This window comes from Actinosynnema sp. ALI-1.44, assembly GCF_001984155.1.
Lineage (GTDB): Bacteria > Actinomycetota > Actinomycetes > Mycobacteriales > Pseudonocardiaceae > Kibdelosporangium.
Genome location: NZ_MTQO01000043.1, coordinates 250,312 through 277,278, shown reverse-complemented (window position 1 = coordinate 277,278; position 26,967 = coordinate 250,312). Strand labels below are relative to the sequence as shown.

The following is a 26,967-nucleotide window of genomic DNA, read 5'->3' as shown; positions in this document are numbered from 1 at the left end:
TTCACCCCGGAGAACGGCACGGTACCCGCACCGGCCAATTCCGTGGACGACCGGCCAATACTGTGGCTGAGCGAGAGGATGGACCGCCATGACCCGTGTCCGCAACCGCCTCGAAGACCGGGAGCTGGCCGGGATCCTGCGGTCGGGCCCGTTCGAACTGGCGCTGAGGACAGCGGTCCGGTCCAGCGGTCTGAGCCTGGACAGGCTGGCGTACCACCTGTCCGCCAGAGGCATCCAGGTCAGCGCGTCGAGCCTGAGCAACTGGCAGACCGGGCGCAGCCGCCCGGAGCGACCCGAATCGGTGCACGCGGTACACGCCATCGAGGAGATCCTCGGCCTCACCCCGGACGCACTCGTCCAACTCCTCGGGCCGCGCCGTCCACGCGGGCGCTGGCTGGGCCACGTCCCCGGCGCGGTGCCGCACGGCGCGATCTTCGACGACCACGACAGGCTGACCCGGATCCTGACGGACGCGGAACTGCTCGACCGGCAGCGGTGGTCCTGGCTCAACATCGAGGACCGGGTGGTGTTCGACAGCGCGGGCCTGATGCGCACGGTGGAAGTGCGCCTGACCCTGTCGGCATTGGTGGACGGCCTGGACCGGTGCGTGATCTTCTACCGCACCGAGGACGGCAACCAACCGGAGGTGTACCCCGGCGACGGCTGCCGCCTCGGTCGTACGAGGCTGGACGACGACGCCGGGTACCTGGTCGCGGAACTGCTGTTCGACCACGCGCTCAACCGGGGTGATGTGCACTTCCTGACGTTCGAGCAGCGGTTCACCCGCGACCTCCCACGCCCGGAGCCCGGCGACCACTACTACAAGGCGTTCCGCGCGCCATGCCGGAACTACCTGATGCGGGTCGTGTTCCACGCCGACGCGGTCCCCGTGCGGATGCACGCCTTCCAGAGCAGCAAGTGGGGCGTTGAGCCCACCGAGACCCGCCCTCTGCCGTGCCAGCGCAACCGCGTGGTGCACCTTTACGCTTCCGACGTCCGGCCGGGGATCGTCGGGGTGCAGTGGGAATGGTCGTGACGGGCGGTCATTCGAAGGCGCGCAGCTGTTTCTCGACCAAGTCGAGGAAGGTGTCCACCTCGTTCTCGTTGTAACCCCGCTTGCCCGTAGGCGGCCTACCGAACGCGACATTGTGCACATCGGTAGCCTTGAGCTTGGTTTTCGGGTTTCTCAGCTCAGTCGCCACGAATTCGAGGAACTCATCGACCTCCTCCTCGTTGTATCCCCTTTTGCCCAGACGAGCTTTGGCGAAGGTTGCGCTACGCACGGCTTCCGGGGCGACGTACTTGTACAGTCTCTGCGGAGTCGCCGGGCTCGGCCGTTGGGCATTGGCCGCAGGTGCTGTCCGCTCTGCGATGGGCGGTGGGGTCCAGTCGAGGACCGGGGGCTCCACCTCGGGCCAGCGCGGGCTGGTCAGCCACGCGCGGTTTCGGGCCAGTGGGAGTTCCCCCGCGGTATTGCGGTCGCGTTTCTGGGGCTGGGGCCGGGATTTCGCCCGCAGCGCCGCTCTGGTCAACCGGTACAGGGAATTGAGATCCCACAGTTGCGGCCCTTGCGGATCGCCCTGCTGCAGGAGTTTCACCAGTTCCCCGGTGAACGCGGTGTATTTCTCGCCGGGCGGCGCGAGGGCCCGTTTGTTCTCCGCGGACGCGGCGAGCAAGAACGTTCCCTCTGCCTCGGCTTCATCGGCCACCTCGGAGCCGGACATCGTTCCGAGCGCGCGCCCGCTGTAGCAGCAGTCGAGGATGACGATCCGCCGCCGGGCCGGGCTGTCGATGATGGCGTCACGGATCCAGTCGTACAGCGTGGCCGTGTGGAATCGTCCGGGAATCGACCCCGACAACGCCAGTTGGAGATTGGTGCGCCGGTCGAGCAGGCCGTGCCCCGAATAGTAGATCAGCAGGGTGTCGGCAGCGTCCTCCGCTGCCGTGTGGATGGGGTCGAGCATGTCCGAATGGGTTCTGGGGTTGTTGACAGCGCTGATGTTGCGCTGATCGACACCCCAGAGCTCACTGTCGGAAAAACAACGGACCAGCGCGTCGACATTGGCGGCGACCGCAGGCAGGTTCGGCAGGTGGTCGTACGAACTCGTACCCATTATGACGGCGCGGGAGGCGCGTGGATCAGGAAGAACGCGTGCACCACCGATGCCTGACACGCGCGACAGCCTAGCATCGCAAAGAGGTGGCCTGTGCGCACGCATTCCGTGCGCACAGGCACCTCGAACCGCGTTAACCGCCTGTGACAGTGAAGCTGGAACCCGGTTCCACCACCACGTTGCCCTGCGCCGAGTTCGTGATCGTCACGGAGTTCAGCGTGGCGCTTCCCCGTGCGCTGCCTTGGGCCAGGATTCCGGCTCCGTTGTTCGACTTGTCGATTCGGACGCCGGTGATGGCCACGTTCGGCATGGTTCCGCCGCCGCCCTTGAACTGGATGCCGTCGTAGGTCGAGTCCACGATTTCCGTGTCACGGATCGTCACGCCGGTGATATCCCTGTTCTGGGCGAAAAGGGTGATCGCACCGAACTTCTGGGCCTCTCCCCAGAAAGCTCCGCCCGTGCGGTACAGACCGTTGCCCGCGATCAGCGTCTGGCCGCTGAACGGCAGCGGATCGTGGTCTGTCGCCAGCATGATGCCCGGGTAGTTCATCGTGTCGTACACCAGGTTGTTCTCGATCTTGTTGGCGTAGCCGCCGTAGACGGCCACGCCGTTGGCACGCCACGGCAACTGGATCGTGTTGTTGACGAAGCTGTTGTCGTGTGCGATGTCCACCGCCGGGTCCTTGACGTACCTGTTGGCCCACACCGCCAGCGAGTCGTCTCCCGTCGTGCGGAACGAGGAGTTGAACACCTTGGAGTTGCGGGTTCCGTTGGTGAAGTTGATGCCGTCCGCGTAGGTGTCGCGGATCCGCATGCCGCTGAACTCCAGTCCGTCGGCCGGTCCCCACAGCTCGGGGATGTTGTCGAAGTCCCTGCCGACCCAGACACCCGCGTTGGCGTGCTCGATCCAGACGTTGCTGATCTTGGTCCCGGTGCCGAAGCGGCCGTTGAGGCCGACGCCGCCCTCGGCTCCACCGCCTCCCCTGATCCGGCCGGAGCCGAAGATCGCGATGTCCGAGATCTGCACGTTCCTGTCGATGTCGAAGCCGAAGTTGCCTTCGTGCGGGTGGTTGATCCCGCCCGCGTTCTGCGGCTCGATCAGCGAGTACAGCTGCGAGTGCCACATACCGGCACCCTTGATCGTCACGTTGCTGATGCCGACCTGGTTGTACTGGCCGCGGTTGAGCGGGTCGTCGGTCAGGATCTTCTGCTCCTGCCGCCACTGCCCCGCGGGGATCCACACGCAGTCGATCACACCGTTCTGGTCGTCGGTCACCGCGCGCTGGATCGCGGCCGCGTCGTCGATGCCGTCTCCCGCGATCGCGCCGTACGAGGTGATCGACGTGCACCCGGCGGGCTGGCTCGCGGGCGGCGCGACCTGCTCCAGGTCGATCATGTCGATCACGTAGAACGCCGCCGTGTCACCGGAGTCCCGTTGGAGCTTGAACTTCGTTCCCGGCGGGTATGAAGTGGACAGCAGCGCGTGCGACTCGTCGAACAGCCTGCGCGCGTCGGACTGCGGCGAGTTCGTCAGGCCCTCCGGGTCGTCGGTGGTCCCGTACAGCCAGCTGTGCTTCGACGAGAGCGACAGCTTCTGCGTGAAGGCCCCATTGACGTACAAGCTGATCGTCGCGTCGATCCCACCGCCGCCCGGCGCGTCCGGGATCGAGTTGCGGACCACGATCGAGTTCGCCGCGTTGGTCGACGTGAACTCGACGAACTGGCCGGTGTTGTTGAGCCGCACGGACTGGCGACCTGAGGACTCCGTGGCGAAGTTGGTGTGCCCGAACGTCCGCAGCGGGTCCGTCTGCAACAACACGCCCTGGTAGTTGGCGGCTTCCGCCTCGTATTCAACGTACGGCACCGCGGCGCCGCGCCCGACGACGATCGACTTGGACAACGAGTTGTTCGCCTCGTTGGTCTCGGCGACGACGCTGGTCGCGTCGGCGGTCGCGGTGATCGTGGCGCCGCCGTTGGTGGCGGTCCAACTACCCGAGACAGGCACGGTGACCGTCGCCCCTGCCGCGATCGACGCCGTGTTGGTGTTCAACGTCGTGCTGCCGACCGTCAGACGCGTCACCGTGGTCGCGCCAGTGGCGGTCGTCCCTCGGTTGTCGACCGTCACGGAGAACGTGACCTGCGCACCCACGGCAGGGTTGGGTGGGCTGGCGGTGATCGCGGTGATCCGCAGGTCAGGGCCTGGTGCCTGAGCCACGACGAGCTGCGACGGCGCCGTCAGGCTGTTGTTGTCGTTGTTCTGTTCAACAATTGCGTTCGTGGGGTCGACGACCGACGAGACGCTGTAGCTGCCCATCGGGCGCCTGCCGACGTCAACACTGACCGTGGCCGACGCACCCGCGGCGAGGCCTCCGACAGGGGCGCTGCCTGCGACAACACCAGCGATGCTGACGTTGACCGTGGTGGCGCCCGCTGCCGCCGGACCGGTGTTCCGAACAGTCGCGTGAACCGTGATCGCGTCGGTTTCCGACGGCGACGCGGGAGCCCAGGACAGCGCCGAGACCGTCAGGTCCGGGTTGGGCGAGGCCGTGCCCAGCACCTGCAGCTCACCGACTTGACCACCCGGTGCGCCGGTGTTGGCGGTGAACCGCAGCCGCAGATCCGCGACGCGGCCCGTCACCGGGATGGTCGCCGTGTTGCCGGACGACGGGTTGAACGCATACTGCGCCAAGGCTTTCAGCGAGGTGAACGAGGTCGCTGACTGCTCGCGGCCGAGGACTTCGAGCGTCTGGGTGCGCGGTCCCCAGACCGGATCCGGGTTCAGCTTGACGACCACCGAGCTGACGTCGGCGTTCGAGCCGAGCTTGACCGTCAGCGCGCCGTCGTACCCGGCGGACTCCCAGTACGTGCCGACGTTGTTGTCGTTGGCGTTGGCCGCGACGAAGCCGTGCACGGACGAGTTGGCCTCGATCGGTTTGCCCGCGGCCAGGTTGGCCTCTCCCCCGCCGGGCGGCGGGTCGCCGTCGGTGCCGTAGATCTCCAGCTCCGACAACTGCGCGGCAGGCCAGCCGGTGTTGCCCGTGACGTGCACGCGTACGTATCGGACAGTCGTGGCGTCGAAGTCGATGGTCACGGCGTTGGCCGAGGACGGCGTGAACAGACGGCTCGCCGATGGCGACAGCGTGGTGAAGCCGGTGCCGTCGCCACTGCCCTGCACACTGAGGGTCTGTGTGCGGGCGCCCCACGAGCTGGGGAGTCTGAGCACCACCTGGTTGACGCTGACGCTGGCGCCGAGGTCGATCCGCACCCACTGCGGAAGGGTGTTGTTCGTGCTCTCCCAATAGGTCTGGGTGTTTCCGTCGTTGACGGCGACTGCCGGGAACCCGCCTTGGGTCCCGCTCGCCGCGGCCAGCTTGCCGAGCGACAGGTTGGGGCCTGCGGCCGCTGCCGGGGTCGCGGCGATGCCCGCGGCCAGCAGTCCGGCCGCGAGGATGCCGCTGAGCAGGCGCAAGCGACGCTGCTTACGGTGCATGGTGTCCTCTGTTCTGTTGTGCGGGCAGGGTGATTCAGCGGGTGTCGAGGACACACCCGCCGCAAGGTTGGATCTTTGCGCGAAGTTCGTTCAGTTTTTGCAGGGTCGAGGTCACAGTTTTCAGACCGACCGGGGTTAAGTCAACGGTTCAGATCTGCCCGCGCAACCGCGACCAGGCGAGGACGAGTGCACGCGGTCGGAGACGCCGAGCTTGCCGAGGATGTGCCTCCGGCGCGAGCCCGCCGGGTACGCCAACGAGACTGCCTGCGCGGGCGCGGCCCGAGCGGGCCCGGTGACGTCGAACGTTCCCGGGATCAGGAACGCGGCGCTTTCGGCACATACGGCTCGGGTACGACCTCACTGGTTCCCGGGCACTACTTCTTGGCCGGAGGCACCAGGGAACTCCAGGTGAGGTCCGCCAGGGCACCGCCGGTGACGTGCAGGTAGGCGCGAGCACAGGCGTAGAACTCGTTACGCAGGCGCATGGCCTTCTTGTAGGCATCCACGAACGTCGCTTCGTCCTGGCCCTCGTCACGGAGGATGTGTTCGAGCTGCCAGACCTGTTCGTGCCACGCCCGGGCGGCCACGACCGTCGCCGGGTCGCCGAGCAGCAGCACGGTTTCCCACTTGAGGGCGCGTTCGGTCTCGGCCTCGGCGATCGCGTCGAACCCCGCGTCCACGTCGATGGGTGTTCCGGTGGGCAGCAGGTTCTTGGTCTCGGCGATCCGGCGGCATGATCGGACCATCTGCTTCACCGCGTTGGCGTACTCCGTGTACGCCTGCAAGCGTTTGTCATCCCACCGAGCTGTCTGCGCACGTCGCCAACGCGTCCGCTCGGTCAGTGTCGTGACGACGAACGTCGCACCCGCGCCGAGTAGAACACCCGCGATGGTCAGGATCTGAGCGACGACCGGGTTCATGCGTGCCAGTCTTTCACTTCCCCCGCAACGCCTCCGCTGTCGCGGTGCCGCTGATGTCGCCGACCGGGCCCTGGTACAGGATCTGCCCGCCGTGCCTGCCGGGGCCCGGTCCCAGGTCGATCAGCCAGTCCGCCTGCCGGATCACGTCGAGGTTGTGCTCGATGACGACAACGGTGTGCCCTCGATCGACGAGGTTGTCGAGCACGCCGAGCAAAGTGTCGATGTCGCTCAGGTGCAGCCCTGTCGTGGGCTCGTCGAGCACGTACAGCGTCGGGCTGACGGCCTCGCGCAACTCCTTGGCGATCTTGACGCGCTGGCACTCGCCACCTGACAACGTGCTCAGCGGCTGGCCGAGCCGCAGGTAGCCGAGGCCGACCTCGTCCAGGTGCCGCAACGCCTTGCTGATCCCCGCGTCCGGCAGCCGTTCGATGGCCGCGGCGATAGTGAGGTCGTCGACGTCGGCGATGGACAGCCCGTCGACCTTGTGTCGCAACACGTCCGGCGTGAACCGCCGTCCCTGGCACGTCTGGCACACCGTTTCCTGGCCGTCCATGAACGCCAGGTCGGTGTAGATGACGCCGAGCCCGTCGCAGTCGGGGCACGCGCCCTCGGAGTTGGCGCTGAACAGGCCGACCGAGACGTTGTTGCGGCGCGCGAACAGCTTCCGGATGGGCGTGGCGATGCCGGTGTACGTGATCGGTGTGGAGCGGCGGTTCGTGCTGACGGGTTTCTGGTCGATCACGACGGCGTCGTGCTGGGCGACGAGCTCGGCCGCGAGGCTCGACTTCCCCGAGCCCGCGACGCCGGTGAGCACGGTCATCACACCGGCCGGGACGTCCGCGGTGACGTTCTTGAGGTTGTTGCGGGTGGCGTTGGTGACCTTGATGGTCCCGCGCGCTGTGCGCGGACTGTCCTTGATGGACCGATCCTGGGCCAGTGCGGCGGCGGTGGGCGTGTCGGCCTCACGCAGTTCGGCGAACGTGCCCTGGAACACGAGTTCACCGCCCTGCTCACCCGCACGGGGCCCCACTTCGACGATCTGGTCGGCGATCGCCATCACCGCCGGGTCGTGCTCGACCACCAGCACGCTGTTTCCCTTGTCCCGCAGCTGGTTGAGCAGGGTCGTCATCGACGAGACGTCGTGCGGGTGCAGGCCGACGGTGGGCTCGTCGAACACGTACAGCATCTCGATCAGGCTGCTGCCCAGGTGTTTCACGGTCTTGATCCGCTGCGACTCGCCGCCGGACAGCGTCGTGGTGGGGCGGCCGAGGTGCAGGTAGCCGAGCCCGATCGTGACCATCGCGGCCAGCCTGTCCGTCAACGCCGCCACGACCGGCGCCACCTGCGCGTCGGTCACGTCCGCCACCAGGTCGGCCAGTTCGCTGATCTCCATGCGGGACATCTCGCCGATGGTGTGGCCGAGCACTGTCGCCGTCCGGGCGGCTTTGTTGAGCCGGTCGCCTTGGCAGTCCGCGCACACCTCGGACCGGGTGAACCGCGCGATGACTTCCTTCTTGCGGTCGGACAAGCTGTCAGAGGTGTGCAGGTAGATCCGTTCGAACCGTTCGACGATGCCCTCGTAGTCCTTGGGCGCCCTCTCGCCGAGGCGCGCGGCGTACTCGCCGCCGTACAGCAACGCGTCCCGCTCGGCCTGGGTCCAGTCACGCAACGGCGTGTCGGCGTCGAACGTGCCGATGTCGGCGTACTGGGCGTACCAGTAACCGCCGTTGCCCGCGCCGGGCAGCAGGATCGCGCCGTCCTTCAACGACTTGTCCAAGTCGACGAACCGGTCGACGGCACTGGCCACGACCTCGCCCAGCCCCGAGCACGTTTCGCACATGCCCGCCGGGTCGTTGAACGAGAAGTGGTTCGACTCGCCGACGTGTGGCGTGCTCACGCGGGAGAACAGCAGCCGCAGGTACGTCCACGCGTCGGTGATCGTGCCGACCGTCGAGCGGGCGTTGCCGCCGAGCCGCCGCTGGTCGATCACGACGACCGGGGACAGCCCGTCGATCTCGCCGACGTCGGGCCGCGACCACTTCGGCAGCCGGTTGCGCGTGAACGGCGGGAAGGTCTCGGTGAGCTGGTACCCGGCCTCGGCCGCGATGGTGTCGAACACCAGCGACGACTTGCCCGAGCCCGACAGTCCGACGAACACCACGACCTGCCCCCGGGGGACGTCGACGTCGAGCGACTTCAGGTTGTTGGTCCGGGCGCCCCGGATTCGGATGTCAGCCATGACTTCGACCGTACGAGCAGATGTGGCCGGAAACTGTCCGCGATTGATGCGACGATGGACCCATGGCCGATGTGATGCGCCGAGTCCTCGGGTTGCTGGCGGCGTTGCAGACAGGCAAGCCGTTCAGCGGTGACGAACTCGCGACCCGCCTCGACGTCACCCCGCGCACACTGCGGCGGGACGTCGACCGGCTGCGCGGGTACGGGTACCCGGTGGAAACCCAGCCTGGACCAGGGGGTTACTACCGGTTGGCGGCCGGGCGGGCCATGCCTCCCCTGCTGCTCGACGACGACGAGGCCATCGCGACCCTGCTGGGTCTGGCCACCCTCGCAGCCACCGGGAGCGCCAGCGAAGGCAGCGTGGACGACGCGGCGACCCGCGCGTACGGCAAGGTCGACCAGTTCCTGCCCAAACGCCTGCGGCCCCGCGCGGTGGCCCTGCGGGCGAGCCTGGAGACGTCCCCGATGCTCGCGCCGAGCACCAGCGCCGACACGATGAGCACCCTGGCCGAGGCGATCCACCACCGGCACGTCGTGACGTTCGACTACGTGGGCGCGACCGGGACCGCGACCGCGCGGCGGGTCGAGCCGCACCGCCAGATCCACCTGCACCTGCGCTGGTACCTGTTGGCGTGGGACGTCGAGAAGGACGACTGGCGGGTTTTCCGCACCGACCGCGTCACGGACCTCCGGCGGCTGAGTCAGCCCTTCGAGGTCCGCCCGCTGCCAGCGGACACCGGGATCGACTACCTCCGTCAGGGCCTGGCCAAGGAGAAGCAGCGAGTCGTGGTGACCGTGGACGCCCCGGCGACCGCCGTGGCCGACGCGTTCAAATATCAGGACGTGGAGCTCACCGCCATGGCCGGGAACAGAACGCGTGCCGTCCTGGTGCTCGACACATGGCAGTGGCTGCTGCAAAGCCTGGCGTTCCTCGACGCCGACTTCACCATCGACGAACCCGTCGAGTTCCGCGAGATGTGCCACCGGTTCGGCACACGCCTCACAAGGCTTTCCGATCGAACCACGTCACGGTAGCGCCGTTGTCGAACGACAGCCGCTCGGTCGGGACGAACTGCGTCGGCTGGAACTCACCACGCACCGCGGAGATACCCGCACCAGCTATCACCGGGTAGCTCTTGATCACCAACTGGTCGATCTCCGGCAGCAACGAAGCCGCCAGCTTGCCGCCGCCTGCCAGCCAGACGTCCAGACCGTCCTGCTGCTTGAGTTCACGAACCAACGGCAACGGATCACGCACCAACGTCACCGCCGGATCGTCGATCCTCTCCAACGACGTCGACACGACGTACTGCTTGACGTGCCCGTACGGACTGGCGATGCCGACGTCCAGCGCGGGCTGGTACGTGCCGAGGCCCATGACCAGGGTGTCGAAGGCCTGGTTGGGCAGTTCGTCGAAGCCGACGTGCTTGCGCACGTGGGTCGGCAGGGTCTCCGGGTAGTTCCGGCCCATCCAGGTCATGAACTCCTCGCTGACCGGGTAGAAGTCGATCTCGCCGTTCGGTCCGGCGATGTAGCCGTCCAGCGAGATACCGACGTAGTACACGAGCTTTCGCACATCGTCTCCTTGAAGTACTCTGTTCGAAGTGGTTCAACCATAGTACTTCACTTGAAGTGGTGTCAACGGAGGTTCGAGCATGCGGCAGAACCCGGAGCGGCGCGCGGCGTTGCTTGACGCGGCGATAGAGGTCCTGGCCAGGGAAGGTTCACGCGGTCTCACCCTGCGCGCGGTCGACAAGGAAGCGGCCGTCCCGATCGGCACGGCGTCCAACTACTTCGCCAGCCGGGACACCCTGCTCACCCAGGCAGGCGCCCGGGTCTACGAGCGACTCCTGCCGGACGAGGCATCGATGACACAGCAGATGACGTCCGTCGAAGACACAGCGGGGCTCGTCGCCCTGATGCACGAGACAGTCACCCGCGTCGCCGGCTTCCGCACCGGCTACCTCGCACTGCTGGAACTGCGCCTCGAAGCAACGCGCCGACCGGAGTTGCGCGAGGTACTCACCAAACGGGTACGCGCGGACATGGACGAGAACGTCGACCGACACCTCGCGTCCGACTTGCCCGGCGACGCCATCTCCGTGCGACTCCTGCAGCTGACCCTGAGCTGGCTGGTGCTCGAGCAGCTCACGTTGCCGGACATCATGACCGACGAGGAACGGCACAAGCTGGTCACCGAGGCCGTCATCCGACTCACCCGGCCACAGGACGAGTGATACCCGCGCATGTCGCGGGACGCAACGAATGCCACATTGGTTGCGTTCTTCGCAACGAAGGCCACATTGGTTGCCAACAAAGCGGCTGTGCGTTTCGGCGCGCGCCACCGTCCACAGTGCCGCCTGGACCGGGTGGAACTAACCGCCCATAAGGTACGTTCATCGGAACGAGAGGCCCGTACCCGATCGAGAGAGGATCATGGACCCCTCCCGAAGTACCAGCCGCGCACGCCCGGAGCGTGCGCGATGATCGTCTTGCTCGGCATTGTCGTCGTTGTCGCGTTGACGGTGCTGACCGGCTATTTCGTGGCCCAGGAATTCGGCTACATGGCCGTCGACCGTTCCCGGCTCAAGGCACGCGCCGCCCTGGGTGACGCCGGTGCCACGCGCGCCCTCGGCATCACCCGCCGTACGTCGTTCATGCTCTCCGGTGCCCAGCTGGGCATCACCGTCACCGGTCTGCTCGTCGGTTACGTCGCCGAGCCAATGATCGGCGCCGGTCTCGGTGATCTGCTTGGTGGCGTGGGAATCCCGCAGGGCGTGGGGATCGCTGTCGGCACTGTGCTCGCGCTGCTGTTCTCCACCGGTGTGCAGATGGTGTTCGGCGAGCTCGTCCCCAAGAACCTCGCGATCGCCAGGCCGGAGCCGGTCGCCCGCAGGCTCGCGTTGTCGACCGACGTGTACCTCAAGGGCTTCGGCTGGCTGATCCGGCTGTTCGACCACGCGTCGAACCTGCTGCTCAAGCTGCTGCGGATCAAACCGGTGCACGACGTGGAGCACGCGGCGACACCCCGGGACCTCGAGCACATCGTGGCGGCCTCCCGCGTCAGCGGGGACCTGCCCGCCGAGCTGTCCACATTGCTGGAGCGCACTCTCGATCTGCACGAACGCACGGCCGAACACGCGATGATTCCGCGTCCGTTGGTCACCACGGTCAACGCGAACGAGCCGGTCAGCCGCGCGGTGGAGCTGATGGCGTCCGGGTTCTCCCGGCTACCGGTGCTCGGCTCCGACGTGGACGACGTGATCGGCGTGATCTGCCTGCGTGACGTGCTCGACCTCGACGACCGGCTGGACATCGCCGTCCGCGACGCCGCACGGCCGGCCGTCATGGTGCCCGCCTCCTTGCCGCTGCCGACTGTCCTGGCGCAACTGCGGTCGGCCGGTGAGCAGTTCGCGTGTGTCGTCGACGAGTACGGCGGCTTGGCCGGGGTGATCACGACGGAGGACATCGCCGAGGAACTCGTCGGCGAGATCACCGACGAACACGACCCCGCTGACGACGGCGTCGCCCGACCGTCGGACGACGGTTGGCTGCTGTCCGGCACGGCCCACATCGACGAGGTGGCCCGCCTGATCGGCCACGACCTGCCCGACGGCGAATACGAGACGATCGCGGGCCTGGTGATCACCGTGCTCCAACGCCTGCCGAAACCCGGCGACATGGCCACTGTGGACCTCACCGACGACCGGCACATGACCGTGACGGTCAGGACCGTGGCCAGGCACGTGCCGGAAACCGTGCTGCTGAAGGTGATGTCATGAGCGGCCTGAGCACGTGGTTGGCGTTGCTGATCTCAGTCGGTGCCGTCGCGTTGAGCGCCTTCTTCGTAGCCGTGGAGTTCGCCCTGGTGGCGGCCAGGCAGTATCGGCTCGAGGAATCGGCCGGGTCGAGTTTGTCGGCTCGTGCGGCGTTGCGCAGTTCACGTGAGCTGTCGCTGGTACTGGCCGGGTCCCAGCTGGGCATCACGCTGTGCACGCTCGTGCTCGGCGCGGTGTCGAAACCGGCTGTGCACAACATGATGGCGCCGATGGTGATCGGCTTGGGACTGTCCGAGGTCACCGCGGACGTGATCTCCTTCGTCCTGGCTCTGGTCGTCGTCACGTTCGTGCACCTCGTCGTCGGGGAGATGGCGCCGAAATCGTGGGCCATCGCGCATCCTGAGCTGTCGGCGACCGTTCTCGCGTTGCCGATGCGGGTCTTCATGTGGCTGACGCGCCCGCTCCTGCTGGGGCTCAACAGCATGGCGAACTGGTTCCTGCGCCGGTTCGGCGTCGAGCCCGTCGACGAGGTCAGCGCGGGCCGCGGCCCGGACGACCTGCGCCAACTGCTCGACCACTCCGCGAAGGCGGGGGCGCTGGACGACTCGCGGCACGAGCAGCTGGCCACCGCGCTGGAGCTGAACTCACGGCCGTTGCGGGACATCGTGCGTCCCGACCCGACGTCCGTCGCGCCGGACGTGACCTGCGCGCAGATCAGGGCAGCGGCGCGGGCCAGCGGGCATCTCAGGCTGGTGGTCCAGTCCGAGGGACACCCGGTCGGTGTCGTGCACGTGCGTGACGCCCTGCTGCGGCCCGCCGCGACGACGGCTCAGGCGTTGATGCGGCCTGTGCTCACGCTGGACGCGCGGACGCCGATCTACGCGGCGCTCAGCACGATGCGGGAGACCCGCAACCACTTGGCGGTGGTCAAGGCGGACGACGGGATCGAGGGCATCGTCACGCTGGACGACGTGCTCAACCAGCTGCTTCCGGTGGCATGAGAACACACCCGACCGGGTTTCAACGTGCCAAGTGGACGATCATCCCGGATGATCGGCGGATACGTCGGCACGGTCGAAGGTCGGGAATGCGCTATGCGGTCCATGGTCCTGCTCGCCACCCTGTGTCTTGCCGTGCTGGGAGCCCCGGCCACCCAGGCGGCGACACCAGCCAAGATCGACATCAACGGTGACCAGGTCAAGCTGCGTTACGGCCCCGGCACGCAGTACGGCGTCACAGGCAGCGCGGCCAACGGGCAGAGCGTGGTCATCGCCTGCACGACCCGAGCCGAACCCGTCGCGGGCAAAAGGGGGGCGTCGAACGTCTGGAACAAGCTCGCCGACGGCTCATGGGTGGCGAACGCGTTCGTCACCAGCGGGAAGCCCGACGCGGCCGAACCCGAATGCGGCCCCACGGGCGCACGGCCCACCACGGACGACTACCCGTACCGCGGCCAAGCGGACACAGTCGACCGCTGGCGGATGTACGCGGGCCAGTGCACGTCGTGGGTCGCGTGGCGGATGGAGCAGCTGGCCGGCTACTTCCACAACAACGGCTGGCGCAACGGAATCCAGGGCTACTGGGGCAACGCGCACCTGTGGAACGACAACGCGGTCCGACTGGGCTACCGGGTCGACCGGACGCCGGAAGTCGGCGCCATCGCCCACTGGGAAGCCAGCGCCGGTGGCGCGTCCGACCTCGGACACGTCGCTTACATCACCGCGGTGAACAGTACAGCTGCCGATGGCACGACCGTGACAGTGCAGGAGTACAACTGGAGCGTGGACAGGGGTTTCGGCACCCGCGAGGTGCCGCTCGCCGCCATCAGCACGGTCATCCACTACGCCCCCGGCACATGATGTGGGTCAGGTCGTCCGGAAGTTCACCATCATCGCCATGTCCTCGTGTTCGAGGTTGTGGCAGTGGATCATGTACCGCCCCTTGAAGTGGGTGAACTTCACCAGCACCTCGACCACACCGAACGGCCGGACGTCCACTGTGTCCTTCCAGCCCGCGTCCCGCGGCTCCGGCGCGCCGCCGTTGCGCGACACCACCTGGAAGTGTCCAAGGTGGACGTGCACGGGGTGGTGGAAGTCGCTCGTGAACTTCCACAGCTCCACCGTGTCCATCCTGGGCTCGGCCTCGTAGGCCGACACGGTGAACCCGCGGCCGTTGATCGTCCAGTCGTGGTCCTGGTTGGTCGCTCCCCTGCGGAAGTCGAACGACCGCGTGGCAACCGCCTGCGACCGGTCGAGCTTCTCGAAGTGCGACAGCCGGTCCGGGATCGAGCTCCTGTCGGTCTCCTGCCTGGTCACCCGGAAGCGCATGACCTCGGCGGTCGAGTCCGCGCCCGCCACGTTGGCCAGGACCACCTCGGTGCCGACGTCGAACTTCGAGAAGTCGACGATCACGTCGTACCGTTCCGCCGGTGACATCGGCAGGGTCGTCATGTCCTGCGGCTTCTCCAGCAGGCCGCCGTCGCTGCCGATCTGGACGAACGGCGCGCCTTCCTTCGGCGCCCGGCTCAACGCCAGCTCCAGCCTGCGTGCGTTGCAGGCGTTGAGCAACCGCAGGCGGTACCGCGTGTTCGCCACGTCGTGCGTCGGCCACGGCGTGCCGTTGACCAGCATCACGTCGCCGAGCACGCCGTCCATGTAGTCGTCCTCCACTCCCGGCAACGACTTCAGCCTGCGGTCGAGCGCCGGGTAGTTGAACGAACCGTCCTCGTTGAACGACCGGTCGCAAATCATCAATGGGAGTTCCTTGTCCCCCTTGGGCAACGGCAGAGCGTCCTCCTCGGCGTCCCGCACGAGGAACATCCCCGCCAAACCGTGGTAGACCTGCGGGCCGGAGAAGTCCATCCGGTGGTCGTGGTACCACAGCGTGGCCGCGCGTTGCGGCAGGTCGTACACGTGGGTCTTGCTGACCTGGTGGAAGGTGTAGTCCTCCGGCTTGGCCATGTGCTCCGAGTGCCCGCCGTGCATCTCGTGCACCGGATATCCCCCGGGCAGGACCAGATCCGTGGGATATCCGTCCGAATCCGGGTCGGTCACGCCGCCGTGCAGGTGCGTGGACGTCGGCACCGGGAGCTCGTTCGAGATCCGCACGACCGCACGCCGGTCACGCCGGGTCTCGAACGTCGGCCCGGGGAACCGCCCGTCGAACCCCATCACCTGCGTCCTGCGACCGGGCAGGATCTCGACGTCGCCCAGGCGTTGCACCAGTTCGTAGTAGTCGGCGCCGCGGTCCGTGCGGACCGGCCGCACCACCGGCGGCACCGTCAGGGGCCGCTCGAACTTCGCGGGCAACGGCAGTTTGCTCGCCAGGACCTTGCCGGGCCCGGACAACACCTGCCCACCCGCGCGATTCCCGCAGCCCGCGATGCCCGTTGTCACGGCGACGAGGCCCGACGCACCGAGCAGGCCGAGGAACCGGCGGCGGCCGAGTTGTGGTGTGTCGCGCCGCTTCATTTCTTGGCCTTCTTCGTCTGGATCCTGGCTTCGCGCTTGTACGGGTCGTGCTTGTACATCACTGCCCACACCACGAGGCCGACGGACAAGCCGAAGATTCCGACGCCGATCATGATGTGCGGGCCGATCAACCGCAGGTACCCCAGCGTCTTCTGCGTCTCGATCAACAGGAACAGCACCACGATCCACCACGTGGGCCCGGAACTGCCCCGCGCGGGCCGCCACAGCAGGACGGCCGGGATCAACGCGAAGAACAGCAGGGTGCTCAGGATGATGTTCGCGTTGTTGTCGTGCCACTTCAGCAGCGCGACGTCGCCGGTGATGAACAGTGCGGCCAGCCCCACCTGGACCAGCATGTCGATCAGGAACGCGACGAGGAAAACCCGCAGCCACAGTATGATCTGCCGGTTCCACCGCTGGGACCTCGCGGTGATCCGCGATGTCGCCGCGGTACCGGACGGCGCCCCCTCCTCGGCATGGAGCACATCCTGTGCGCCTGGACGCTGCCTCATCTCATCCATCTCTTTCCGCTCCGATTCGGTCGTACCGACTGCGCGGTACGGCAACTCGTCCCACCCGGTTGCCGGGCCACCAGGCCCGGTCCCCCAAATCCATGGTCGTCGCCGGGACGAGCACGGTCCTGACCACGACCGTGTCGATGACGACGCCGAGCGCCACGACGAAGCCGATCTGCACCCAGGCGACCAGCGGCAGCGAGACGAGGACCGCGAAGGTCGCCGCCAGCACCACACCCGCCGAGGTGATCACGCCCCCTGTCGCCGCGAGCGCCTTGCGCATCCCGGCCGTCGTGCCGATCCCGCGGGCCTCCTCCTGGGCCCTTCCCATCAGGAAGATGTTGTAGTCCACTCCAAGCGCCACGAGGAACACGAACGCCTGCAACGGAAGCGTCGCGTCGACCCCGGCGAATCCGAACAGCTCCTGGAACACCACGGCGGACAGACCCAGTGTCGTGGCGAACGAGATCACCACCGTCGCGATCAGCACGAGCGGGGCGACGACCGCGCGCAGCAACACCATCAGCACGATCAAGATCGTCAACAGCACCAACGGGATGACGACCTTGGCGTCGTCGAGGTTGGACTCCGCGACGTCGATCAGGATGGCGCTGTGACCACCGACGAGCGCGTTCGCACCCCGCACCTGGTGCACCCGGTCCCGTAGCGAGTGCAGGGTGCCGGTCTCCTCCCGCGTGTCCGGCGCGAACCGCAACGTCGTGGTGATCTGGCCGATGGTGTCGTTCTTCCCGGTCACGACGGCGTTCGCCACGCCTGGCGTGTCCCGCACGACCCCGAGAACCGCGTCGAGTTGGCCGGTGTTGCTGATCACCTGCACCGGCCTGGTGATGCCAGGCGGGTAGTGCGCCAGCAACAACTCCTGTGCCTCAACGGCTTCCGGCTTGCCGGTGAAGCCGTCGACCTCCTTGAGGCCGAGGTTCATGGTGAACAGCCCCGCGGCGAGCGCGCCGAGCAGGACCAGGGTACCGATCCACGCCTTGCGCGGGCGGCGTTCGATGGCATCGCCGATGCGGTGCCACATCCGGTGTTCGTCCTTCGACTCCGGCTGCCCGCCGGGCCGTGGGATGGCAGGCCACATCACCCAGCGACCGCAGATGACCAGCACCGCGGGCAGCAACGTCATCGTGGCGAGCAAAGCGAAAGCGATGCCGCCGAACCCGACCGGCCCCAGCGCCCTGTTGGCGTTCATCGACGCGAACAGCAGGCACAGCAAAGCGATCCCCACGGTCGCCGCCGACGCGATGATCGCCGGCCCGCTGCGCCGCAGCGCGGCTTTCATGGCGTCGTGCCGATCCTCGTGCCTGCGTAGTTCCTCGCGGTATCTGGCGATCAGCAGCAACGCGTAGTCCGTTCCGGCGCCGTAGGTCAGGACCACGAGGACGAACGCACTTCCCGACGTGACTGTGAAACCGGTGTGCCGCGCGATCGCCGCCGCGACCGCCTGTCCGCCCTGCGCGGCGAACGCGACGCTGATCAACGGCGCGATCCACAGGACGGGACTGCGGTAGATGATCAGCAGCAGCAAGGCGACGACGGCGATCGTCGCCAGCAGCACAGTGGTGTGCAGACCTCCGAAGCTCTTCAACTGGTCGGCCAGGACGCCGCCGGGACCGCCGACCCTGACCGTCAGACCGTCCTTGCCCTGCCCGACCAGCTCACGGGTCTCGTCGACGGCTTTCCCGGTGTTCGCCCCTTCCTTGGCGGGGTCACCCGACGGCAGGGTGAAGCCGAAGACCAGGGCGGAGCCGTCGCCCGACGGGGTCACGGACGACGCGGTCCCGGCGTTCGCCGGATAGCGCCGCACGACCTCGGCCAAGTCCGTCTTCGCCTTCGCGGTGTCCTCGTCCCGGATACCGCCGGCGCGCTCGTACACGACGACGACGCGCTGGCCCGAACCCGTGGACAACTGCTTCTTGAGCTCCTCGACCTGTGTGGACTCCGCACCACGCGACAGGTAGCCGACGAGGCTGTTGTTGGTCGAGGAGAACAGCTTCGACGCCAACGGGAAGACAGCGACCATGATCAAGACCCACACCACGAGCACAACCCACTTGGCGACTCGGCCCGCGGGCAGAGCCAGTACAGCGCGCACGATTCGGGCTCCTGACGCTCAGCGACAGCGTGTCTGTCCTTGAGCCCCAAGCTTCCTTGTTCCCGGTCAGTCTCCGCGTCGTGCCTGGGCAGACAGTTCCGGCTGGTCCCGATCCGGGGGTGAACACCACCACCCCCGGCGGAGTACTCCCGGGGATGTAGTCGAGAAGTACTTCACCGGAAGGGTTAGCGGGCTACGTATCACACCCGCCGCAACAGCCATGCGCTAGTTTTGTGACCATGCGATCGATCCGGCTGACGCGAATGGACTGGCGTGATCCGGCGTTCGCAGCCGGGTTGACGTTGTTCCTCGTCATCGGTACTCCGCTCGTGCCTCGCGGCCAGGGGATCGAGATCCAGCTCGACCCGCTCGGGTACACGCTGTTGATCGTGTCCGGACTGACGCTCGCGTTCCGTCGCGTGGCTCCGACCGCGGTGCTCGCGGTGACCTCGCTCGCCACGATCGTCTACTACTACTTCGCCTATCCCGGATTCTTCCAACCGAGTGCGGCTTTGGTTTCTCTGTACACAGTGGCCGCTTTGGGCGCGCGCTGGACGGCGTTGGTCTCCGGTGCCGCGCTGTGCGCGGGCCTGCTGCTGATCAGCTTCCGCCCGGCGGGACTGCCGGACCGGCAGGCGTTCGACGGACCGCTGTGGGTGGGCGGCTGGTTCGCCGCGGTGATCGTCGCGGCGGAGACGGCACGGCAGCGCAAGGCGTACCTCAACGAGGTCGAACAGCGGGCGGTGGACGCGCTGCGCACCAAGGAGGAAGCCGCGAAACTCCGCGCCACCGAGGAGCGGCTGCGCATCGCCCGCGAGTTGCACGACAGCCTCACACACGCCATCTCACTGGTGAACGCCCAGATCAACGTGGCGGCGCACCTGTTCGACCGAGACCCGGACCGCTCCCGCACCGCCCTGTTCGCCGTGAAGGACGCCAGCAAGCAGGCCATGGGCGAACTCCGCTCGGCGCTGGAGGTGCTGCGCCACGACGACGAGCCGGAACGGCCGCACTCCCTGCGGCAACTGCCGGACTTGGTCAAGGCGAGCGAACAGCAGGGGGTGGCGGTGAAGGTGACCGTGTCCGGCGACAGCCCTGCGGTCTCTCAGCACGTCGATCTCGCCGCCTACCGGATCGTCCAGGAGTCGCTCACCAACGCCGCGCGGCACTCGCGAGCTTCCACCGTCTCGGTCGACGTGCGGTACGACTATGACAAGGTCACTGTGCGCATCGAAGACGACGGCGAAGCGGACTCGAGCAGCGTCGTGCGTGAGGGAGTGGGGATCAGGGGGATGCGGGAACGCGTCGCGGCACTGGGCGGCGAGTTCGAGGTGGGTCCCAGACCGACCCGCGGATTCGCGGTGAAGGCCGTCCTCCCCCTCGGTCGATCCGAAGACGACAACGGGGGAACGGCATGATCCGGGTTCTGCTGGTCGACGACCAGCCGTTGCTCAGAGCCAGCTTCCGCGCGCTGTTGGACAGCGAGCCCGACATCACCGTGGTCGGCGAGGCGGGCGACGGGAGAGCGGCGGTGGCGGCGGCCGCGCGGCTGCGGCCCGACGTGGCACTGGTCGACGTGCAGATGCCGGACGTCAACGGCATCGAGGCGACCAAGACGATCGCCGACGACCCCGACCTCGCAGGCATCCGCGTGATCATCCTGACCAACTACGCGCTCGACGAGTACGTGTTCGCCGCGCTGCGCGCGGGCGCGTCCGGTTTCCTCGTCAAGGACTGCGAACCCGACGAACTGCTGCGCGCGGTGCGCACAGTGGTCAACGGCGACGCCCTGCTGTCGCCGAAGATCACCAAGCGGCTGATCGCCGAGTTCGTCGCCCACCCGGCCACCCCGCGGCCGAACACCGACGCGAGCGTGCTGACCAAGCGGGAGACCGAGGTCGTGCGCCTCGTCGGAATGGGGATGTCCAATGACGAGATCGCCGCGCACATGGTGATCAGCCTGACCACGGCCAAGACCCACGTCAGCCGCGCGCTGAGCAAGACGAAAGCACGTGACCGGGCACAGTTGGTGGTCTTCGCGTACGAGAACGGGTTGGTGCGGCCACGGCAAAGGGACGACCGGAACACCCTGCCGTGACACTCCGGTCATGGCGTGACGGGACCGCCGTCACGGATGGCTTCCAACTGGCCCCTGGTGAACGCCCAGCTGGGTGGCCAGGTCTGTTCGGCGAACAGCCGCAGGGACTGGGGGACCTCGGATCCACGGGTCTGGGAGGGCACGGCCGTGATGTCGTCGAGAAGAAGGTGGACCAAGGTGGCGAGCCTGGTGGGCCAGTCGGTGCTGCCACGGCGCCAGGGGTAACCCTGGTGCTCCTGGTCAGGGGCCAGGTGGAGAGTGCCGGACTCGGTGCGCACCCACACGAGCGAGCCCACCACCAGTTCGGCGAGCGGGCTGGTGGTGGGCAGTCGCCTGGGGATCGTCGTCCACAGGGCGTCCGCGTCGTTGGTGCGGATGACCGGGGCGTGGGTCTCCGGGTCGACGTACACCTCGGTGGCGGACTCGTGCTTGTCGAGTAGTTCGACGGCCGCGGTCCGGGCGGCGGAGCGTAGGCGGCGGGCCCACTCGGCCGCGTGCGGCTGGGTGAGGTCGACCTGCTGCTGTGTGTGGAACGGAAGAAAGTCCCGGAGTGTCTCCTCGCGGAGTGTCCCACTGACGCACGAGGACGCTGACTGGTCGCCGCGGCCGAGGATGGCCAGCCAACCGGCCAGCGAGGTGGCAGCGTCCACGTCCGCCGGTTGCCTGCCCCGAATCATCTGGTCCAGTCGTGTCAACACGCGGTGCGCGGGGTGGTTCTCGTCGTACTCGGCCGCCATCCGCAACGGCAGTGACGGACCGTGGGCGTCCCTGTGGGCCGGGTTGGGGCGGATGTACTGCGGGCACAGGCACCGCTCGATGACCTTGTACGGCTTCGACGACCCTTCCCAGCCGTCGTGCGCGTCATGCCACACCTCACTGAGGACCGCCTTGCACCCCTGCGCCCAGTGCAGGTCTTCCTCGTGATGACACCCCAAGCACTCCCGACCACCAGTCATGGCTGCCGATCATAGGGGCGCCCCGGCCTGCCGCACCGGCGACCAAGAGCTCACGGCGAAGGCCGTTGCCGCGCGACCCGCTCCACTTCGGCCAAGTCGGCGACAGTGACCAGGCGCATCTCGGCGGCCCGACGAGCGACCGCGAACCGGATGTTCTGCAACCGCCCGTCGTGCTGCGCCAGATAAGGATCATCACGAGCCCCGAAGGCGATCGCCGAGATCACTCGGATCGCGTCGTCGACGCGTTGCGGCCGTTGTAGGTTCCAGGCGTAGCCGTGCCAGTGGACCACCCGCTCGTAGATCTCCCGGTTGGAAGGCGGACGCGGATAGTCGTCCTTGCCGACCAACCACGGCTCGGTCAGGGCCAACGCCACGTACCAGTCACGGCTTTCCCTGACCAACCCCGGCCCCGCGGCGGTGACCTGCCCGGTCGGATCACCGGGAACCAGTGGCAGCACGGTCTCCAGCGACACGTCCACGCTGATCAACGTGTCGGCGAAACCACCGGCGGTCTGCCTGCCGAGCAGGACGACCAACTGGTTCTCACCGTCGTCCAGCAACGCCGACATCGACTTCGTCAGGATGACCCGACGTGCACCACCGGGCGCGTCGAACAACCCGGACAGCTGCGCCTCACCGGAACCGAGCCACGTCAGCGTGACCGTGTCCGTGGCGACGACCAGCTCACCGACCAGCCGTGAGATGTGCGGCGCACAGTCGGGCAGCGTCAACGCCACACCGCCGGGCCGTAGCGCGTAGTGCGGAGCCCGCCCGAACAGCAGCGACTCCCCCGCTTTGAGCACCACCGAGGGGATCCCGGTGCCCCGGACCACCACGCTGGGCATCAGGGACACACCGGTGTGGCGCCGCGGTCCGGTCCGAGGGCCGCCCAGTCCTCGGCGAGCCCGGCCCGGTTGAGCCGGTCGCAGATCGCGCGGACGGCGTTGTCCGGGTCGAGATCCCAGATCCGCGCGGTGCCGTCGGCCGAGGCGCTGATCGCCCGCGTGCCGTCCGCGTCGAACGTGGTGTCGTTGATCGCGTCGTCGTGCCGGTCGAGCCGGGCGACCGGTTGACCGCCGGGGAATTCCCACAGCCGCAGCACGGTGTCCTGGCTCGCGGTCAGCATCGTCCGGCCATCCGGGGTCAACCGGATCCTCCGGACCGGTGAGTCGTGCCCGGTGATCAGGCCGACCTGTTCGCCGTCGGACACCCGCCACAGCCGGACCATCCGGTCGCCGCCCGCGGTCACCAGCGTCCGGCCGTCCGGGGTGAACGCCGTGTCCATCGCCAGCCTGTCGTGGCCGGGCAGGATCCGCATCGGCCCGCGCGGGTTCGCTGTGGGCAACAGACCGACCTTCCCGCCGGACAGCGTCAACGCCAGGACTTCGCCATCCGGGCTGTACTTCACCGACGTCGGGTAGTTCACCTCGACGACGAGCTCGTTGCGCGGTTCCTTCCTGGTCGGCCTGATGGCGGCCATCGTCAGGTCCTCGGCGTTGAGGAACACGACCTCGTCGCGGTCCTGGTCCTTGCTCGCCCCTGCCGGGGTCTTGCCCGCGACAGCGATCTCCTTGCCGTCCGGGCTGAACGCCAGTTCGGTGAATTCCGTCCCAGGACGGGAATACCGGCTCGTCTGCGCGCCGGTGGCCACGTCCCACGCGACCACGGCACCGTCCAGACCGACTGTGACGACACGGGACCCGTCCGGGCTGAACGCGGCGGACGCCGCCGTCCCGCCATGGGACCAGCGCTTGATCTGGTCGCCGGTCGTGCTGTCCCACAACCGGATCGCTCCGTCCGCCGCGGCCGTGACGAACAGCTTCCCGTGGGACGCGACCGCGACCATCGGGCTGTCACGCGGCCCGAGCGCGGTTCGTTGGAAGGCCCATACCGTGATCTGGCCCGCGGAGTCGGCACTGAGGAACGTGTGCCCGTCACCGCTCATCGCGAGGCCGAACGTGGTGACCGAGCCGGTGCCGAGTCCCAGCATCTCCTGCCCCGACGCGATGTCCCACGCGCGCAGCGTCGTCCCGACCCCGCCTGCCAGGACCGCCGTCCCGGCCGGGTCGAAGGTGACCGCGTTCAGGCCCGGCTCCGACGTTTCCTTGTCCAGTGAACGAGTCCACTTCGATGTGTCCCACAGCAACAGGTGCCGGTCCTGGGACACTGTGGCGAGCGCGGTCGACGCCCGGTTGAACGCCAGGCCGGTGACGTCGTCGGTGTTGCCGGTCAAGGTCGCCACGAGCACGCCGTCGCTCGTGCGGCGCACCTCGACGTTCTTCTCGTTGGTGGTCGCGATGAGCTTCCCGTCCGGGCTCTGGGCCATCGCGAGGGACGCGGGCGCGGGGAACCGCGCGGTCTCGGTGAGCTTGGCGGTGTCCCACACCGTGACGCCCTTCTCGGTGAACGCGGTGAAGGACGAGCCGTCGCGCACGATGTGCCCGTCGACCGCGCGGCTGGGCACGGTGAAGATCCGCTTGCGCTCCGGCACGTTCCACAGCGACACCTGGGCGCCCGTCGCGTTGGCCGCCAGGAGCAACCGGCCGTCCGCGGTCATCGACACGGAGCGGTACCAGCCGTCCCCGTCGTCCAGCATAGCCAGTTCCCGGTGCCCCGGCACGTCCCAGAGGCGCAGCGAGCCGTCTCGCCCGCCGCTCACCGCGACGTCGCCGTCGTCGCTGATCGCGATGCCCGTCACCGGTCCGTCGTGGCCGAGCATTCGCCCCCGGAAATGATCGGTCTGCACGCCGAGCACAGCACTCCGGCTTTCCACGGTGTGCTCGGCCTGCCACGAGCCCAGCGCCAGCAACCCGGTTCTGGCGTGGTCGATCCCCCTGGCCAGTTCGGACTCCGCGGCCAACTGCCGGGACAGGTTCAGCTGACGGCCGAGGTCGGCCCGGTCCCGTTCGTTGCTGGCGTCCTGCCGCAGCCGGGTCGCCACCACGACCGCGCCGACGGCCACCACCAGCAACACGCTCAACGCGGCCACCATGGTGCGCAGTCGGCGCGTACGTCGGCGCGCGGCGATCACACCGGCGTGTTCGGCGTTGTTCGACCTGTGCAGGAACTCCTGTTCGGCCGGTTGCAGACCGGTCCGGCCCTGCTCGAGCCACGCGTTGACCGTCGCGAGCCGGGCACCGCGGTAGAGGTCGTCGTCCTGCTGACCCGACTCGGTCCAGACACGCACCGCGTCGGTGAACCTCCGGTGCTGGACGAGCCCGGCGCGGTCCTCGTCGATCCAGTCCCGCAGCCGTGGCCACGCGGTGAGCAGGGCTTCGTGGCTGAGCCTCGCGCCCGTCGCGTCGACGGTGACCAGGCGCGCGGCGATCAACTGGTCCAGGACCGGACCGCCGATCTCACGCGGGTCGACCCTGCGCCGGGCGACCGCGCCGTCGTCGGACACGGTCACCAACCGCAACAGCACCGCACGCACTATCTCCCGGCTGCGTGGATCGAGCCGTGCGTAGATGTCCTCGGCGGTACGGGACACCGCGCCGTCGATTCCGCCCGCCCTGCGGTACGCGGCCAACGTCAGCGTGTCGCCTTCCCGGAAGTTCCACGCCTCACGCAAGGCGTGGGCCATCCTGGGCAGCGCGCCGGGGTCGTATCCGGATTCGCCGCGCACCCCCAGGTCGGCGATCAGCCGTTCCGGCAGGCCGGGTTCGATCTCCACGCCGAAGTCCCGCGCTGGCCGCACGATCGCCTGGCGCAGTTCGTTCGCGTCCATCGCGCCCAGCAGCACCGGTGCGGTGAACGCCGGGATCAGCGGCGCCAGGTCGATGCACCGGTCGACGAGGTCCGCCCGGACGGCCAGCACGACCAGTGCGGGCCGGGCGTTGGCCAGCGCGGTGGCGAACACCCGGCGTTGCTCGTCCGGCACGCCGTGGGTGAACAGTTCCTCGAACTGGTCGACCACGATCACCAGACGTTTGCGGTCCACGGCGCACAAAGCACCGAAATCGGACGGCTCCTGCCTGATTCGCGCGGCCAGCTCGGCCGGGTCGCCGCCGGTGTGCGGGGCGACGGCCGCCGCGAGCAGGCCGATCGGGTCCAGCCCCGGCGTGAGGACGGCGTGCGGCCAGTCGGTCAGCGTGGGCAGCAGACCTGCGTGCAGCACCGAGGACTTGCCCGCACCGGACGCCCCGACGAGCACGACGGGTTCGCCGCCGTCGAGCTGCTCGGCAAGCCGCACCAGCAGATCCGTCACCACGTGTGCGCGGCCGTGGAACAGCTCCGCGTCCCGCTCGTCGAACCCGACCAGACCGGGGTACGGGGCCGTGGCGGTGATCGGCAGTGTCGGCGTACGACGTGGTGCGCTGGACCGCAGGATCGCTTTGACCAGGTCGGCCTGGCCTTCGGTGGCGGGCGCGGCTCGTTCGGTGCCCCCGGCGTAGGCGGCGGTCCGCGCGGCCGTCATGAACTCGCTCGCGGTGGCGAACCTGCGGGCCGGGTCCTTGGCCATGCCACGCATGACCACGGTGTCGAGTTCACGGGTGATCGCCGGGACGAACACCGACGGCGCGGGCGGCGGTTGCAGCAGGTGCGCGGCGATCTTGGCGGCCGGGTCGGTGCCGGGGTGGGCCTGCCTGCCGGTCAGGCTCTCGAACAGCACGCAGGCCAGCGAGTACTGGTCGCTGCGGCTGTCGACCGGGCCTGCCGACAGCCGTTCCGGCGCCATGTAGTCCCAGGTGCCGATCAGGTCACCGGACCTGGTCAGCGCGGTCGCCTCCGGCGAGGTCTCCCGTGCGATGCCGAAATCGGCGAGGTAGGCGTGGTCGTCCCGGCCGAGCAGGATGTTGGACGGTTTCACGTCCCGGTGGACCAGGCCTTCGCGGTGCGCGGCGTCCAGCGCGGACGCCACCTGGCCGAGGATCCGGAACGCCCGGTCGGGGTCGATCGGGCCCGCGCCGAGCGCGCGCCGCAGGTCGGTGCCGTCGACCAGTGCCATGTCGATGAACAGGTCGCCGTCGATCTCGCCGAAGTCGTTGACCGGGATGACGTTCGGGTGGTCCATGGCCGCGACCAGCCGGGCCTCCCGTTTGAACCGGGCGCGGTAGTCCTGGTCGGTGACCGAACCGGGCAGTCGTTTCAGTGCGACGACGCGTTCGTGCACCGTGTCGTAGGCCCGGTGGACCACACCCATGCCGCCCCGGCCGAGCAGGCCCTCGATGCGATACGGCCCGAAGACCGGCAGATCCGTGGGTTCCGCGCTGAACGTGCCCGCCACCATGGGAGAAACCTACCGATCCGGCCACCGGGCCCGCGTGGGCATCT

19 protein-coding genes are annotated in these 26,967 nt (G+C 68.1%); 8 read left to right on the top strand and 11 right to left on the bottom strand.

Annotated elements, in window-relative coordinates; translation table 11 throughout:
* Window positions 1-88: 88 nt before the first annotated feature.
* On the top strand, window positions 89-1,036 hold the full coding sequence (locus ALI144C_RS18420) for a helix-turn-helix domain-containing protein (protein WP_076988336.1): 948 nt from the start codon (window positions 89-91) through the stop codon (window positions 1,034-1,036).
* A 7-nt stretch (window positions 1,037-1,043) separates the two neighbouring features.
* Here the strand turns inward: ALI144C_RS18420 and ALI144C_RS18415 are convergent, their stop codons facing one another.
* The 4 genes from ALI144C_RS18415 to ALI144C_RS18400 form a co-directional block, all read right to left on the bottom strand.
* Window positions 1,044-2,219: a caspase, EACC1-associated type gene (locus tag ALI144C_RS18415; protein ID WP_083753149.1), complete on the bottom strand. Its 1,176-nt coding sequence runs from the start codon at window positions 2,217-2,219 to the stop codon at window positions 1,044-1,046.
* 28 nt (window positions 2,220-2,247) lie between these two features.
* Window positions 2,248-5,604 carry a CARDB domain-containing protein gene (locus ALI144C_RS18410; protein ID WP_076988334.1) on the bottom strand — a complete coding sequence of 1,119 codons (3,357 nt, stop codon included), beginning with the start codon at window positions 5,602-5,604 and terminating at the stop codon, window positions 2,248-2,250.
* A gap of 374 nt (window positions 5,605-5,978) precedes the next feature.
* Window positions 5,979-6,524, bottom strand: coding sequence for a hypothetical protein (locus tag ALI144C_RS18405; RefSeq protein ID WP_076988333.1), 546 nt, complete (start codon window positions 6,522-6,524; stop codon window positions 5,979-5,981).
* Window positions 6,525-6,537: 13 nt separating this feature from the next.
* Window positions 6,538-8,763 carry an ATP-binding cassette domain-containing protein gene (locus tag ALI144C_RS18400; RefSeq protein ID WP_076988332.1) on the bottom strand — a complete coding sequence of 742 codons (2,226 nt, stop codon included), beginning with the start codon at window positions 8,761-8,763 and terminating at the stop codon, window positions 6,538-6,540.
* A 62-nt stretch (window positions 8,764-8,825) separates the two neighbouring features.
* On the opposite strand from ALI144C_RS18400, the gene ALI144C_RS18395 reads away from it, so the two are divergent.
* Complete coding sequence (locus ALI144C_RS18395) at window positions 8,826-9,797, top strand: helix-turn-helix transcriptional regulator (protein WP_076988331.1); 972 nt, start codon at window positions 8,826-8,828, stop codon at window positions 9,795-9,797.
* On the opposite strand, the gene ALI144C_RS18390 is transcribed toward ALI144C_RS18395, so the two are convergent.
* Complete coding sequence (locus ALI144C_RS18390; RefSeq protein WP_076988330.1) at window positions 9,763-10,338, bottom strand: dihydrofolate reductase family protein; 576 nt, start codon at window positions 10,336-10,338, stop codon at window positions 9,763-9,765. The genes ALI144C_RS18395 and ALI144C_RS18390 overlap by 35 nt on opposite strands.
* 79 nt (window positions 10,339-10,417) lie before the next feature.
* Here ALI144C_RS18390 and ALI144C_RS18385 point away from each other — a divergent pair, with 79 nt between their 5' ends.
* From ALI144C_RS18385 to ALI144C_RS18370, 4 genes are all read left to right on the top strand, one after another.
* Entirely contained in the window at window positions 10,418-10,999 is a 582-nt protein-coding gene (locus ALI144C_RS18385) for a TetR/AcrR family transcriptional regulator (RefSeq protein WP_076988329.1), read from the top strand.
* Between the two features lie 246 nt (window positions 11,000-11,245).
* Window positions 11,246-12,544 (top strand): hemolysin family protein, encoded by a 1,299-nt coding sequence (locus ALI144C_RS18380; RefSeq protein WP_076988328.1) that lies wholly within the window; start codon window positions 11,246-11,248, stop codon window positions 12,542-12,544.
* Complete coding sequence (locus tag ALI144C_RS18375; protein WP_076988327.1) at window positions 12,541-13,542, top strand: hemolysin family protein; 1,002 nt, start codon at window positions 12,541-12,543, stop codon at window positions 13,540-13,542. The genes ALI144C_RS18380 and ALI144C_RS18375 overlap by 4 nt, the downstream gene beginning before the upstream one ends.
* A 48-nt stretch (window positions 13,543-13,590) precedes the next feature.
* Window positions 13,591-14,400, top strand: coding sequence for a CHAP domain-containing protein (locus ALI144C_RS18370; protein ID WP_076988326.1), 810 nt, complete (start codon window positions 13,591-13,593; stop codon window positions 14,398-14,400).
* Between the two features lie 6 nt (window positions 14,401-14,406).
* Here the strand turns inward: ALI144C_RS18370 and ALI144C_RS18365 are convergent, their stop codons facing one another.
* From ALI144C_RS18365 to ALI144C_RS18355, 3 genes are read right to left on the bottom strand one after another with little or no spacing between them, the layout of a single operon-like run.
* Window positions 14,407-16,011, bottom strand: coding sequence for a multicopper oxidase family protein (locus ALI144C_RS18365; protein ID WP_076988325.1), 1,605 nt, complete (start codon window positions 16,009-16,011; stop codon window positions 14,407-14,409).
* On the bottom strand, window positions 16,008-16,523 hold the full coding sequence (locus ALI144C_RS18360) for a hypothetical protein (RefSeq protein ID WP_083753148.1): 516 nt from the start codon (window positions 16,521-16,523) through the stop codon (window positions 16,008-16,010). The genes ALI144C_RS18365 and ALI144C_RS18360 overlap by 4 nt, the downstream gene beginning before the upstream one ends.
* 1 nt (window position 16,524) lies before the next feature.
* Window positions 16,525-18,639: an MMPL family transporter gene (locus ALI144C_RS18355; protein WP_083753147.1), complete on the bottom strand. Its 2,115-nt coding sequence runs from the start codon at window positions 18,637-18,639 to the stop codon at window positions 16,525-16,527.
* Window positions 18,640-18,878: 239 nt separating this feature from the next.
* Between ALI144C_RS18355 and ALI144C_RS18350 the strand changes: the two genes are divergently transcribed.
* Window positions 18,879-20,057, top strand: a complete 1,179-nt coding sequence (locus tag ALI144C_RS18350) for a sensor histidine kinase (protein WP_076988408.1) — start codon at window positions 18,879-18,881, stop codon at window positions 20,055-20,057.
* Window positions 20,054-20,737 carry a response regulator gene (locus tag ALI144C_RS18345; RefSeq protein ID WP_076988323.1) on the top strand — a complete coding sequence of 228 codons (684 nt, stop codon included), beginning with the start codon at window positions 20,054-20,056 and terminating at the stop codon, window positions 20,735-20,737. The genes ALI144C_RS18350 and ALI144C_RS18345 overlap by 4 nt, the downstream gene beginning before the upstream one ends.
* A gap of 8 nt (window positions 20,738-20,745) precedes the next feature.
* On the opposite strand, the gene ALI144C_RS18340 is transcribed toward ALI144C_RS18345, so the two are convergent.
* From ALI144C_RS18340 to ALI144C_RS18330, 3 genes are read right to left on the bottom strand one after another with little or no spacing between them, the layout of a single operon-like run.
* Entirely contained in the window at window positions 20,746-21,693 is a 948-nt protein-coding gene (locus ALI144C_RS18340; RefSeq protein ID WP_143230708.1) for a hypothetical protein, read from the bottom strand.
* Between the two features lie 50 nt (window positions 21,694-21,743).
* A complete protein-coding gene (locus ALI144C_RS18335) occupies window positions 21,744-22,538 on the bottom strand; it encodes a hypothetical protein (protein ID WP_237774202.1) in 795 nt (264 codons plus the stop codon).
* A complete protein-coding gene (locus ALI144C_RS18330; protein ID WP_076988321.1) occupies window positions 22,538-26,923 on the bottom strand; it encodes a WD40 repeat domain-containing serine/threonine protein kinase in 4,386 nt (1,461 codons plus the stop codon). Before ALI144C_RS18330 ends, ALI144C_RS18335 begins: the two co-directional genes overlap by 1 nt.
* Between the last annotated feature and the right edge of the window lie 44 nt (window positions 26,924-26,967).

Bases quoted from the DNA above. Each gene is read 5' to 3' on its own strand.
- ALI144C_RS18420 (WP_076988336.1), top strand. From the start codon at position 89: ATGACCCGTGTCCGCAACCGCCTCGAAGACCGGGAGCTGGCCGGGATC.
- ALI144C_RS18415 (WP_083753149.1), bottom strand. From the start codon at position 2,219: ATGCGTGCGCACAGGCCACCTCTTTGCGATGCTAGGCTGTCGCGCGTG.
- ALI144C_RS18410 (WP_076988334.1), bottom strand. From the start codon at position 5,604: ATGCACCGTAAGCAGCGTCGCTTGCGCCTGCTCAGCGGCATCCTCGCG.
- ALI144C_RS18405 (WP_076988333.1), bottom strand. From the start codon at position 6,524: ATGAACCCGGTCGTCGCTCAGATCCTGACCATCGCGGGTGTTCTACTC.
- ALI144C_RS18400 (WP_076988332.1), bottom strand. From the start codon at position 8,763: ATGGCTGACATCCGAATCCGGGGCGCCCGGACCAACAACCTGAAGTCG.
- ALI144C_RS18395 (WP_076988331.1), top strand. From the start codon at position 8,826: ATGGCCGATGTGATGCGCCGAGTCCTCGGGTTGCTGGCGGCGTTGCAG.
- ALI144C_RS18385 (WP_076988329.1), top strand. From the start codon at position 10,418: ATGCGGCAGAACCCGGAGCGGCGCGCGGCGTTGCTTGACGCGGCGATA.
- ALI144C_RS18380 (WP_076988328.1), top strand. From the start codon at position 11,246: ATGATCGTCTTGCTCGGCATTGTCGTCGTTGTCGCGTTGACGGTGCTG.
- ALI144C_RS18375 (WP_076988327.1), top strand. From the start codon at position 12,541: ATGAGCGGCCTGAGCACGTGGTTGGCGTTGCTGATCTCAGTCGGTGCC.
- ALI144C_RS18370 (WP_076988326.1), top strand. From the start codon at position 13,591: ATGATCGGCGGATACGTCGGCACGGTCGAAGGTCGGGAATGCGCTATG.
- ALI144C_RS18365 (WP_076988325.1), bottom strand. From the start codon at position 16,011: ATGAAGCGGCGCGACACACCACAACTCGGCCGCCGCCGGTTCCTCGGC.
- ALI144C_RS18360 (WP_083753148.1), bottom strand. From the start codon at position 16,523: ATGAGGCAGCGTCCAGGCGCACAGGATGTGCTCCATGCCGAGGAGGGG.
- ALI144C_RS18350 (WP_076988408.1), top strand. From the start codon at position 18,879: ATGCGATCGATCCGGCTGACGCGAATGGACTGGCGTGATCCGGCGTTC.
- ALI144C_RS18345 (WP_076988323.1), top strand. From the start codon at position 20,054: ATGATCCGGGTTCTGCTGGTCGACGACCAGCCGTTGCTCAGAGCCAGC.
- ALI144C_RS18340 (WP_143230708.1), bottom strand. From the start codon at position 21,693: ATGACTGGTGGTCGGGAGTGCTTGGGGTGTCATCACGAGGAAGACCTG.
- ALI144C_RS18335 (WP_237774202.1), bottom strand. From the start codon at position 22,538: ATGCCCAGCGTGGTGGTCCGGGGCACCGGGATCCCCTCGGTGGTGCTC.
- ALI144C_RS18330 (WP_076988321.1), bottom strand. From the start codon at position 26,923: ATGGTGGCGGGCACGTTCAGCGCGGAACCCACGGATCTGCCGGTCTTC.